Raw genomic sequence first — 11,944 nt, forward strand, 5'->3', positions numbered from 1 at the left:
AGCCGCCACGCCTAGCAGTGAGACGGCATCATGTGGCTCGTGAGCCTCACCGAGTGGCAGACCTGGGAACCGTTCGTCGACGCGCTGCGCCGCTCCGCGCCGCCCGGTACGAAAGTCAGCGAGTTCGTCGGCACCGTCGGCCGCGGGACGTGGCAGGGCACGTACCGGGACGACGGCGACACCGAGGCCCGCCGCCGGCACGACCGCAAGCTGGCCCGTGAGGCCGCACGCGCCGGTACCCGGGGTCCCCGGGCCGACCTCGACGACGCGTTGCGGGCGATCGCCGAGCTCACGCCCGACGCCGAGCGGTCCGTGCGGGTCTGCGCCGCCGACCGGGTCGAGGACGACGTGGTCGAGCTCATCACGATGCCGCCCGCTGTCGTCTCCGGGCGCTACACCCCCGTGCTGGAGGTGGTGCTGGAGCCGGGAGCCCTCCCGGCGCAGTACCTGGAACCGATCAGGCCCGCCCCGGACGCCGTGCCGGCCGGGTCAGCCGATCCCGACGCCGTGACGCGGGTGGTCGCGGAACGGATGCCCGACGCCGTCGGCGCCGCTCCCGAGGCGATCGCCGCCGCCGAGGCTGCCCTGCCCGGCGGCGTCCGCCTGCCCGAGGAGGTGCGGGCGCTGTACGCGGCGGCCCGGTCGGGCAGCCTGACGCTCTCGCCGGCGGAGGGCCTGTTCGGCGGGTTCGAGATCGTGCCGCTGAACGAGAGCCTGCTCCGCGAGGCGTTCCTGCCCGCCGCCCGCTTCGACACGTGGACCGCCGACGCGGGGACGTTCGCGCCCGAGGATCCCGCGGGGCGGGTGCGGGCGGCAATCGGTTCGCCGCTCTGGTTCCCTGTGGGGACCGACGGGGCGGGGAACGTCTACGCCGCCGATCTTGCCCCGGGTGTGCACGGTCATCTCGGGCAGATCGTGTTCCTGGACCATGAGCTGCGCGCCGGGGCCGTGTACCGGGCGGAGAGCCTGACCGCCCTGCTCGTCGAGCGGACGGCGAGCTCCGCGGAACCGTCCCGCGGAACGAGCCGGGCGGCGCCCGACCCCGACGACGGCACTGCCCGGAGTGACCACTCCGCGCGGGACGAGTTCCTGAACCTGGACCCGGCCGGATGGACCCGGCGCCTGGCCGCCGGGTCGGTGCCGGCCACGCTGAAGGCCGCGGGCCTGGTGCCCGACGGCGCGCACCCGCCGGCTCTGCCCGACGTGATCTCGGCGGCGAACGGCCTGCTCGAACTGCGGGGTCTCGCACCGATCGACGTCACTCGGCTGACCCGTCCGGAGCGCAAGGGCCTCCTCGACCGGCTCTTCGACCGCTGACGCGGCGCCACGGGCCGTTCCGGACACGAGAAGGGCGGGAACCCGGACCTGGGTTCCCGCCCTCGTCAGCCGGCTGGCTCAGTGGCCGCCGTGGAACTCGCCGTCGGTCTCCGGCCGCTTGACGAGCGACGCGAGGAAGATCGTCACGACCATCACCCCGGCGCCGATCCCGAACGCAAGGCCCGCGCCACCGGTCATGGCCTCGGCGGGCGGGGCCCCGGCCGCGGTCAGTGCCTCGGAACGGATGGTCATGATGGCGACGAACAGCGCGGTGCCCGCGGCACCCGCGACCTGCTGCACCGTGTTGATCGTGGCCGAACCGTGCGAGTACTGGTGCGGCTGCAGCACCCCGAGCGCCGAGCTGAACAGCGGCGTGAACACGGAGGCCAGACCGATCATCAGCAGGATGTGCGCGCCGAGCACGTAGAACAGCGAGGTCTCGGGCGTGAGGAACGCGAGCATGCCGACCGCGACGGTGACGAGCGCGGTACCGGGAATCATGATCGGCCGCGGGCCGACCCGGTCGTACAGGCGGCCGATGACGGGCCCCAGCAGACCCATCGCGACACCGCCCGGCAGCATGATCAGGCCGACGGTCAGGGGCGCCATACCGAGGGCGTCCTGCAGCACGAGCGGCAGCATGATCATCGTGCCGAGCATCGCCATCATCGCGACCGCGATGATGGCGACCCCGAGGCGGAAGTTCGGCTGCAGGAAGGTGCGCAGGTCGAGCAGCGCGGAGTCGGTGCGCTGCCGTGCGATCTGCCGCCAGACGAAGAGGCCGAGCGTCGCGAGCCCCGCACCCAGAGGGATCCACGGGTTGATCGGCGTACCGTGCTGCGCCGCCTCACCCAGCCCGGAGAGGCCCCAGACGACGCCACCGAACGCGATCAGCGCGAGCACGAGCGACAGCGGGTCGAGGTGGTGGTGCTCCTTGTCGGACACGTCCCGGATCCAGAGCAGGCCTGCGCCCAGCGCGAGCACCGCGATGGGGAGCACGACGCCGAAGACCCAGCGCCAGCCGAGCGGTTCGAGGATGGCGCCCGAGACCGTGGGGCCGAGCGCCGGTGCCAGCGCGATGACCAGCGTGACGTTGCCCATGACGCGGCCCCGCATGTGCGCCGGAACGATGGTCATGACCGTCGTCATCATCAGCGGCAGCATGATCGCGGTACCGATCGCCTGCACCACTCGGCCGGTCACCAGGAACGCGAAGTTCGGCGCGACCATCGCCAGGGCGGTACCCACGGTGAACAGCGACATCGCCAACAGGTACGCGCCGCGTGTACCGAGCCGATTGATGAGGTACCCGGTGGCCGGAATGACGACGGCCATCGTCAGCAGGAACGCCGTGGTGAGCCACTGACCGGTCGTCGCGGTGATGTTCAGGTCATCCATGATGGGCTGGAGCGCCACCGACATCGTGGTCTCGTTCAGGATCACCGTGAACGCGCTCGCCATGAGCAGCGCGATCGCCCGGAAGTGCCCGGGGGCCAGCTTGTCGGTGCGCGACGGGGCGGCGGCTTCGCTCGCCGAGGGCAGGTCGGTGGGTGGATCGCTCAGCTGGTCGGGCGATCCTATGGTGTCGGTACTCATGCGTTCCCTCTCGGTACGGTGCGCGCGGGCCGAGATCGGGAGCGACACTGCACACGACCTACGTCTAACGACGCCGGATCATCGTCGGGTATTCCCGCCGAAGATCGCGACCTCTTTTTACCGACGTCTGCCGCCAGCAGAAATCATCGGTCCGCGTCCGCCGGTTCCACACTGTCCGGTGCGTCGTCCGGCGCCACCGACTCCGTGACCGGGGCCGCCACCCCGAGGGTCACGCCCTGCTGAGCCATGAACGGCTCCGGGTTCACCGCCTGACCGTTCATCCGCACCTCGTAGTGCAGGTGGCAGCCCGACGACGTGCCGGCGCCCGCCGGGTCGATGCGCGAGTCGCCACCCATGGCCGCGATCTGCTGTCCCGCCCGGACCGTGTCGCCGACGCGCACCAGGTTGGTGCCGGTCAGCAGGTGGCCGTACGTGGAGTCGAGGCCCATGCCGTGCTCGATGCGGATCGTGTTGCCGGTTCCCCAGCCGGTCGCCCCGGAGATCACCACGCGCCCCGCGGCGGCCGCGAACACCTGGGTGCCGCACGACGCAGCGATGTCCTGACCCAGGTGGTAGGTCGACGCCCCGGCGATGCCGGTGCTGCGCGGCCCGAACCCGGATGCCTTGGCACCGACGGCCGGGTTGGCCCAGCCACCGGCGCCGACGGCGGCGCTGCTCACCGAGCCGGTCATGCAGGGTGCGCCGGCCGCCGCTCCCTGGATGGACCGGGACAGCGCCTCGAGATCCTGCTCGTCCGCGCCGCTGGCGAGCTGGATGGCCTGGAGCGCCTGGTCCCAGTACTGCTGGTAGTGGTACGGGTCGGCGTTCCGCTGGGCCTTGTGCGCCGCGATGGTCGGCTCGAGCGTCTCCCAGCCGGTGACGGCGAGCAGCCGGTCGTAGAAGCGACCCGACGACTGCACGGGGTCCAGGCGCTCCTCGACCGTCCCGTACCACTTCTGCTCCTGGAACATACCGATCGAGGAGGTCAGCGTGCCGTCGGGGTTGCGCACCCCGTACCGGTCGTCGCCGTAGTCGAGGTTGCGCATGCCGGACTCACCGAGGGCGGTCATCACGGCGATGGCCTGTGCCCTGCCCGGCACCCCACGTTCCTGCCCCACCTGGAGGATCACCGATGCGTTCTGCAGCTGCTCGCCGGTGAAGCCGCCGGCCGACGTGGCCTGCCCGCCGGCCGGCACCACCGACGCCGACAGGCTGCAGCCGTTCTGCGAATGGCTCTCGCTCACGGCGCCGCCCACCAGCACGACCATCGCGACGACCGCCGCGGGCACCGCCAAGACGGCGGCGACCAGCACGCCCAGGACGAGCACGGCTCGCCGCGTCGCGTCGTCCTTCCGCCCGCCCCTGCCCGGCCGCCCGCCGCGGGACCGGACCGCCTGCGCGGCGACGCGCGTCGCCAGCCCTGCGGTGCCCCGCCCGCTCACGACCCCTCCGGCGGCCTGATCTGCTCGGCGAGCCAGGGTGCCCCGCCGTCGGCCCGGGTCAGGAGCACCGTGTACGGGCCGATGTCGGTGGGCACCGCTACCTCGGCGAGCAGCGTCGAGGTCTCGTCGGTGACCTCCGGCTCGCCCGTCACCTCGGTGACCGGGACGAGCCGTGGGTCGACGTCCTGGTAGACGGGGCGCGCCTGCGGGGTCAGCAGCGGCTTCAGGCCGGACCACCAGGCGTCCGCGTTCTGGTCCGTCTGCGCGAACGCGGTGATGGTCGCGCGCGCGGCGTCGCGCGCCGCCGTCCGGACGTTCTCGTCCCAGGATGCCTCGACGGGTTCACTGGGCGCCGTCTCGTCGAACTCGGGCTCCGCCGACACCTCGACCGCGGGGTCGCCCGCCTCCGGCTGCCCCTCGACCTCCTCGGTGGCGGTCGCGCCGTCCGTGTCGTTCCCCGGCGGACCCGTAGGGCGATCGAAGTCGTCCTGCCCCCCGGGCGCGAGCACGCCCGCGCTCTCCTGGGCGGTGGGGTCGACGGGGCCGCCCTCACGCGGCCAGCCGACCCAGGTGCCGATCGCGAGGGCGACCACCGTGATCGCCACGATGACTGCACGTTTCATCAGCGACCCAGCCCTCGCATCTGACGGCGGCCGGGGTTGTGCACGATCGCCGAGGGCTGTGGCCCGCCGGCCTGCGGCGCCCCGCCCTGACGTGCCGCGTTGAGCGACTGGGCGAGCCGGGCCGCGCTCTGCGACCGCTCGCCGCTGCGGCCCAGGCCGCGGGCGGCCCCGAGGGCCTGCTTGGCCTGCCGGGCCTTCTGCACCACGCTGAGCGCCCGCGACGCCCCGACCGCCGCGCCGGACGTGCCACCGCTCGCGACCATGGCCCCCGCCTGCAGCGCGACCGACGTTCCGGTGCGGCGTGCGCCGCCCAGCCGGTCGCTGAGGCGCTCGCCGGCCGTCGGCGGCAGGTGCGGGCTCGGTTCGTTCGACGGCTTCTCGCCGGCGTTCGTGCCGTCCGGCAGCGGGTCGCCCCCGGCGCGGCCCCCGTCGGGCGCACCGTCCTGCACGCTGCGTGCGGCAGCCGTCCACGCGCTACCGCGACCGTCGTCGCCGGGTGCGCCGCCCGGTGCGCCGGAGCCGTCGACCGGGATGGGCATGGTGCGGTTCTCGTCACCTGAGCCACCACCCGAGGCACCGCCCGAGACACCACCCGTGGTGCTGCCGACCGTGCCACCGCCCGGGTTTCCGTCCATGGCGGCCGGACCCGCGGCGGGGACGTCGCCGTCGTCCACGTCGAGCGCCTGGTCGTTGGGCTTCACCGGTGCCGGGCCGAGACCGACACCCGCCCACTCCTTGGCCTTGTTGTAGCGGCCGCGCCACTTCGCGGTGCCGTCCCACGGCATCGCGGCGGGCTCGCCCACCTGGGAGGGGACGCCGGCCGCGGCCAGCTTGTCGGCCAGGGCGCGCAGGCCCTGCCGCACGCTCGCGCCCATCAGCACGTAGAAGACGGCGCCGGCGATCACCAGCGTGTTGAACAGGTAGAGCCGCACGAGGAACGGCAGGCCGCTCGTCGCGTCGTAGAAGCCGAGCAGCATCTTCATCCACGCGACCAGGAACATCGTGGCCATCGCGACGAGGATGCAGCCGAAGCCCACGCTCGCGAACGTGCGGAACAGCTGGGCGCGGGTACCGCTCGAGACGACACCCACGGGCAGCTGCCACAGCAGCTTGATCGCGGACCAGCCCAGCAGCAGCACCGCGAAGATGGTGCCGCCGACGATCACCACGGAGAGCAGGAGGAAGACGAACCCGGTGGTGAGCAGGCTGAGCGTCGAGACGACGGTGCCGGCGTCGACCGTGGAGGCCGCTTCCCCGTAGGCCGAGTCGCAGGACCCGATCTCGTCGACGGCGTCGTCCCGGCCCACGTTCTCGGTGTAGGTGTCCTCGCAGCCCGTGCCGTCGATGACCGTGCCGTAGTTGATGATCTGGTGCGGTGCGCGCAGCAGCGTGTCCACGAGCTGGCCCTTGAGGCCGTCGCGGATCACCGTGGAGTCCCGCTCGAAGGACGCGCCCTCGGTCGCGAAGCCGGTGGCGATGTCCATGCCGGCGTTCCGTGACTGCATGATGACGCCCTGATCGCCGCCGACGGTCGCCATCGGGTTGGCGAGGAATCCGGTGGCCAGGGCTGCGATGAGGCAGCCGATCAGGAGCTCCATGAAGCCGCCCGCGAACCTGCCCTTGAGCAGCCAGAAGCCCACGACGAAGGCCAGGATGATGAGCATCAGGTTGAGCAGGCCGATCTGCGCGATCATGCCCTGCACGATGATGCTCAGGCCGGCCAGCGGCGCCAGGATGTAGCCGAGCCAGTCCATCCCGAGCACCCAGTCGAGCACCCAGATCTGCACGGCCACCATGTCCCGGTACCAGACCCAGAACATGCCGGCGAGGGTCGAGAAGATCTCGGAGTCGACGTTCAAGGGGTTCCACGGCGAGCCCGTGTCCCACTGGAGGGTGAACCGGTCGACGCCCACGCCGTGCGTGTCCTCGAGGTTCAGGCCGCCCCCCGGGTCGGCGGACGGCAGGGGAGCCAGCCGGTTCATGACCCGATCACCGCGCCGGTCGAGCTGGTCGGTGTGGTCTTGACCGTGGCTGCGCGCTTGTCCACCAGGGGCGCCATGACCTTCGCCCGGCCGTACCGGGCCTGGAAGTCGCGGATCAGGCACTCTCCGCGGCGCTCCTCTGGTACGCCCGAGATGTCGATCACGGGAGCAGTACCTTCGGTGACGAGCTTGACCAGGCCTTCGTCCACCGATGCGTCGTGAGGCAGTCCGTGTAGCCAGCGGAGCCCGCGGCGGGCGAGGTTCGCGTCACGGTGGCGCAGCAGCACGCGGAACGGGATGAGTCCGCGGACCACCTCGTTGCCGAAGTCCTCCTCCGCGTCGTGGCTGCCCAGCAGGAGTGCGGCCTTGTGCTTGCGCCCGTCCCTGATGAACATGCTGATCTCCTCGGCGGCCTCCGGTGACGACATGGTCTTGGACGCCTCGTCGGCGGCGAAGATGTCGAGGCGGGAACGGTCGGCGAAGCAGCGGTACCGGGCCAGGGCCGCGATCAGCGCGAAGGTGGCACGGCCGAACACCTTCTCCGCCTTGAGCTCGGCGAACAGGTGCCCGTGCTCCATGTCGGCCTTGGACGGCAGCTGCATCTTGTGGGTGTGCAGCACGATCGCCGGCGAGCTCAGGTCGAGCGGAGGCAGCGTGTCGTCGAAGAGCGCACGCCCGAAGTCGAGCTCGGAGAAGATCCGCATCTCGTCGGCGAGCTGCTTGGCGCCCATGAACTCGCAGTCCATCTCCAGGTGCCGCGCCAGGGAACCGAGTGAGGTGATCTTGTGCCGCCACATGTACTCGGTCTGCAGCACCTTGGACAGCAGGACGTTCTGCTCGGACTTGGTCTGCACGGACAGCAGCACGGTGAGGAAGGAGCGAGCCACACGCGGAGCCTGCGCAGGCGGCAGGATCCGCAGCGGGTCCATCGAGACCGTAGCGTCCTCCGAGATCTCCACGACCTGGGACCCCGGGATCTCGGACACTGCGATGCCCCACTCACCCATCTCGGTGTGGTCCACCGCCATGAGCGTGGCACCCATGTCGACGTTGTCCATGGCGACCGTCTTCATGCTGACCGAGTTGTGGGTGGGGATCATCGCGTCCCCGGCCAGGAAGAGACTCGATTCCGCGGCAACCCGGATGCACCGCACCGGCACGGAGCCAACTGGCCGGATCTCGGTGATGTACCGGTAGGCGTTCCGGGCGCGGCTGACGTTCTCACCGCGGTCGAGATGCGCATCGACCTTTCGCTGGAGCATGAAGACGTCGTCCGGGGTCGTGAAGGTGACCGTCCACTTCGGGCCGATCTCGCGCCCGTTCAGGCGGGCACGGCCCTCCCGGAGGGCCGACCGGTACCCGAGTGACAGTGCGAGCTCATGGACATCCCGCGCCAGCAGTTCGTTCGTGTTCGTGAACTCCACGCTGCCCGACGGAGTCACGGTGCCGTCGGAGTCCATCAGACCGGCGAGGAGGCTCTTGCGTTGGATCGTTCCTGCGCGCAGATATGCGGTGGGGATGTGCTTGTTCTTGAGCACGCCGAGCGAGTCCAGCCGCCCGGTCATGGTGGAGGCCTTGCGACAGTCCGAACAACGTCGGCCGGTGCTGGTCCTGAGCATGGGCTTGTCACAACGCCCGCACCGGCGCGGTGGCAGAGGCGGCACACCGGCCTTGCGGCCGGCGGACTCGCAGGCCTTGCTGCAGTAGCGGCGCTGCTCGTACCTCGCGACGTACTCGGCTCCGCACTGTATGCAGGCCCGCTGTAATGGTGTGCAGGCGTCGTCCGCCTCGTGCGGGAGCCGGACGGCGTACGCGTAGGTGGCCGAGAGCTTACTGACCTCGTAGCCGCACAGCTCGAGACGGGTGAGCACCTCGGGGTCCGCGGTGGTGATCTCGGAGCGCCGAGCGCTCCCGTCGCCGAGCCAGAGGCCGAGGTAGTACGGATTGATCGGGAGGTCGATGGGCGGGAGCTTCAGGGCACCGGCGACCGGTACCGCGTGGTTGAGCTGCCTGCCCGCCAGCAGCGTCTCGCGGAGTTGCTCGGTCGTCGCGACCGTGCCGTGTTCGTGCCATCCGGGTCCGCTGAGGTCGAGCGCTACGTCAAGCAGGTCGACGGACGCCTCGCCACGCTGCTTGCGCTTGTGGTTCAGCTTCGCCTGGTGGTCGCGCGCGCGACGAGGGACGGTTGTCCACAGGTGGTCGGCGTCGGCCAGGATGGTGGATCCGTCAGAGAAGACGACCTCGTAGCACTGGTGATCCCGCATGACAGGGGAGACACCGACGACTTCCGTCGGCACACCGTTCTCGTCGAAGACACGGTCGCCCGGCGCCAGGTCGCCCATGGTGGTCCAGCCGCTCGGCGTCGGGATGGGCGTGTCCAGCGCGAGCGCCTTACCTGCACCGAGCTCGCCGACGAATCCCATGGCCAGCGCCACGTCCAGCTTGTCCGTAGCGCCTGCCAGGTTGACGAAGACCGGGTTCGGCCGCGCGGCCCCGTTCGAGATCTCCAGGGCGAACAGCGCACCGGAGGTGTCGCCGAGCTCGGTGGTCGCGAACGGCACCGCGGCCGAGAACGCCCGGGCCGTCGTGATCTGCGAGTACTCCCGCACAGCCCGCGGCGTCGGCATGCCGGGCAGGGTGGCCTCGAAGAGCGTCGGCTGGATGGTGGGGTCGGTGCGCAGCGAGAACTGCATGGCGGCGAAGTACTTGGTCAGGTCCCGGGCGTCGTCGAGCGCCTGCTCGGGGGTGTGGCCGGAGACGGTGAACATCGTGGTGGCGTCGACCTCGACCTCGAGCTCGTCCGCGTCCATGACCGCCTGGTACTCGCCCAGGGCGCGCGCCGTCGTGTCCAGGGAGGACCCGGCGCGCTCCTCCTCGGAGCGCTGGTCGAACTGGTCGTTCAGGGTGCGCACCGCGCGCCGGTTGCGGTTGGTCACCTCGTCGCGCGAGCGCACGGTCATGCGGATCGCCCAGTCGCACGGCACGCCCGACTCGTCGACGCGCCCGATCCACTCGCAGCCGGGATACACGATGCCGCCCGACGGGGTGTCGCTCACCACGAGCGTCGTCTGGTACGAGGCCAGCTCGGGGCTGGTCGGGTCGAGTACCTTGACGTAGGGCCGCTTCAGGATCTGCAGCGGGCCCAGCTTCTTCTCCGAGTCGGTCTGCCCGGCGGGGTCCACGAGCGCGGACGGCAGCACGGAGGGCCCGGACAGATGCATCTCGGCGTCGAGCGATCCGTCGACGGGTACCGCGGTGTCCAGGCCCAGGCCACGCTGCATCGCGTGCCCGAACATCCACGCCATCTCGGCCACGGTCGCCGGCCGGGGGTCGAACGCCGAGGGCATCTCCTTGCGCAGCGCCTCCGCCTGCGCGGCCCGCTCGCCGATCGCGTGCCGGCCCGGCACCGAGCGCGGCATCATCATCGTGTCCTGCAGCGTGGTCCAGCTCGCGTGGAGCGGTTCCAGGAACGCCTTCGCGCCCGGGTTGGCCAGGGGTGCGGCGATCCAGTGGACGCGCCGTCCGATCGGGATCTGCTCCAGGAAGTCGAGGGTGGCCTCGCACTCGGCGGCCCACGCCTCGCGCTCGGTCAGGTCGACGCCCTCGATCATCGAGAGCACCACCGACGCCGGGTCGGTCGCGGCCGTGAGGCCGAGGTGCAGGGACTCGCCACGCAGCGCCCGGTAGAGCGCGGTGTGGTGCCGCCGCGCCGCGTGCTTCTTGTCGTCGGGCTGGAATGCGTAGGGCACGGGTGACACGCGCCAGACCGCCCAGACGGTCCCGGTGCGGGTCCACATGAGGCCGTCGGTCAGGGCCGAGATGTGGCTCAGCATGGGGGCTCAGTCCTCTCGCGGGGTGGTGGGTGCCGTGTGGTCGGGATGCTGCGGTCTCCCGGCGAGCAGCTGCCCGACGCCGGTGAGGTCGGCCTTCTTGCGGTCCGGCGCCGTCGTCGCGGCGGTCGCGGCGGCCGCCGCCCAGTCCGCCGGCGAGCGCTTGTCCGGGAGCGGCTGGGCCTCCCGGGCCGGTGCGGGGTGGAGTCGCCGGCCCTCGAGGGTCGCGTCCGCCGGTCCCCGGCTGGTCAGTTCCGGGAGCAGCTCGGTCGGGATCGGCTGGACCGCAGCGGGCCGCTGCGGCTCGACTGCCCGGGCCGCCGGCAGGTCGGCGGGCGCCTCGGCACGCGGAGCGGCGACCGTGGCCGGCCGCGGCAGCACCACCATGACCCGGTGGGTCAGCAACCGCGGCTTGGACAGCGCGACCTGACCGCCGACCAGCCGCCCAGGGCTGGAGGTCAGGTTCATCGCGTCCATGACGAACGCGATGGGGTTGCGGCCACTGCTCGGGAGCTTGCCGGTGGCCCAGACCACGCCCACGACCACCCCCACGGCGACCACGATGTTCATGAACCCGCCCAGCTGTGCCCACAGCGGAGCGGTCTTCCACAGCGCGAACGCCACCACGGCGCCCGCTCCCACCTGAGTGATCGTGTACGGGCCGCCCCAGATGCGCCCGCCGCTGGGTAGCTTCCCCACCAGCATGGGGATGCGTCGGGCCTTCGTGTAGAACTTCGCGGTCTCGGTCACCGGTCACCCTCCTCACCACATGCCGGGCGCGCGAACGCGCCCGCCTGACCAACCCTGTGTCGTGCCCTCGGCGTCCTGCCCATATTCCTGGCCTCGTGGGCCCCAGCGGCAGTCAGAGAACCGTCTGCGTGTTCACGATCGCCGGTGCGGAGTCGAACTCGTCCCTCGCGAGGTCGGAGGTAACGTTGATGCCTCCGTTCACGAGCCACAGGACGAGTCCTCCCACGATCGCGGACATCAGGATCGCGGCGATCGACATCTTCGTCTTCACGGCGGTGATGACGACCATGAGGATGACGACCACGAAGGTCACCGACTCGATGGCACTCTTGACCTCCTCGGACTTGACGGTGATGAGGTCGAGGAAGCCACCACTGGCCATGACGATCTCGTTGATCATGGTT

At 71.2% G+C, this 11,944-nt stretch carries 8 protein-coding genes; 1 reads left to right on the plus strand and 7 read right to left on the minus strand.

Annotated elements, in window-relative coordinates:
* Positions 1-39: 39 nt before the first annotated feature.
* Positions 40-1,317, plus strand: coding sequence for an SMI1/KNR4 family protein (locus ACFSL2_RS17835; protein ID WP_377199119.1), 1,278 nt, complete (start codon positions 40-42; stop codon positions 1,315-1,317).
* Between the two features lie 78 nt (positions 1,318-1,395).
* Here ACFSL2_RS17835 and ACFSL2_RS17840 read toward each other — a convergent pair whose 3' ends face one another.
* The 7 genes from ACFSL2_RS17840 to ACFSL2_RS17870 form a co-directional block, all read right to left on the minus strand.
* Positions 1,396-2,913 carry an MDR family MFS transporter gene (locus ACFSL2_RS17840; RefSeq protein WP_377199120.1) on the minus strand — a complete coding sequence of 506 codons (1,518 nt, stop codon included), beginning with the start codon at positions 2,911-2,913 and terminating at the stop codon, positions 1,396-1,398.
* A gap of 143 nt (positions 2,914-3,056) precedes the next feature.
* On the minus strand, positions 3,057-4,355 hold the full coding sequence (locus ACFSL2_RS17845) for a M23 family metallopeptidase (RefSeq protein WP_377199121.1): 1,299 nt from the start codon (positions 4,353-4,355) through the stop codon (positions 3,057-3,059).
* A complete protein-coding gene (locus ACFSL2_RS17850; protein WP_377199122.1) occupies positions 4,352-4,978 on the minus strand; it encodes a hypothetical protein in 627 nt (208 codons plus the stop codon). Before ACFSL2_RS17850 ends, ACFSL2_RS17845 begins: the two co-directional genes overlap by 4 nt.
* Positions 4,978-6,960, minus strand: a complete 1,983-nt coding sequence (locus ACFSL2_RS17855; protein ID WP_377199123.1) for a hypothetical protein — start codon at positions 6,958-6,960, stop codon at positions 4,978-4,980. The genes ACFSL2_RS17850 and ACFSL2_RS17855 overlap by 1 nt, the downstream gene beginning before the upstream one ends.
* Positions 6,957-10,793, minus strand: a complete 3,837-nt coding sequence (locus ACFSL2_RS17860) for an ATP-binding protein (RefSeq protein ID WP_377199124.1) — start codon at positions 10,791-10,793, stop codon at positions 6,957-6,959. Before ACFSL2_RS17860 ends, ACFSL2_RS17855 begins: the two co-directional genes overlap by 4 nt.
* 6 nt (positions 10,794-10,799) lie before the next feature.
* Positions 10,800-11,540, minus strand: a complete 741-nt coding sequence (locus ACFSL2_RS17865) for a hypothetical protein (RefSeq protein ID WP_377199125.1) — start codon at positions 11,538-11,540, stop codon at positions 10,800-10,802.
* Between the two features lie 112 nt (positions 11,541-11,652).
* Positions 11,653-11,940, minus strand: a complete 288-nt coding sequence (locus ACFSL2_RS17870) for a hypothetical protein (protein WP_377199126.1) — start codon at positions 11,938-11,940, stop codon at positions 11,653-11,655.
* Between the last annotated feature and the right edge of the window lie 4 nt (positions 11,941-11,944).

Origin of the sequence: Promicromonospora aerolata, from assembly GCF_042682255.1 — a bacterium.
Taxonomy (GTDB): Bacteria; Actinomycetota; Actinomycetes; order Actinomycetales; family Cellulomonadaceae; genus Promicromonospora; species Promicromonospora aerolata.

What these genes read in the sequence shown, in the direction of transcription:
- ACFSL2_RS17840 (WP_377199120.1), bottom strand. Translation starts at nt 2,913, where the DNA reads ATGAGTACCGACACCATAGGATCGCCCGACCAGCTGAGCGATCCACCC.
- ACFSL2_RS17850 (WP_377199122.1), bottom strand. Translation starts at nt 4,978, where the DNA reads ATGAAACGTGCAGTCATCGTGGCGATCACGGTGGTCGCCCTCGCGATC.
- ACFSL2_RS17855 (WP_377199123.1), bottom strand. Translation starts at nt 6,960, where the DNA reads ATGAACCGGCTGGCTCCCCTGCCGTCCGCCGACCCGGGGGGCGGCCTG.
- ACFSL2_RS17860 (WP_377199124.1), bottom strand. Translation starts at nt 10,793, where the DNA reads ATGCTGAGCCACATCTCGGCCCTGACCGACGGCCTCATGTGGACCCGC.
- ACFSL2_RS17870 (WP_377199126.1), bottom strand. Translation starts at nt 11,940, where the DNA reads ATGATCAACGAGATCGTCATGGCCAGTGGTGGCTTCCTCGACCTCATC.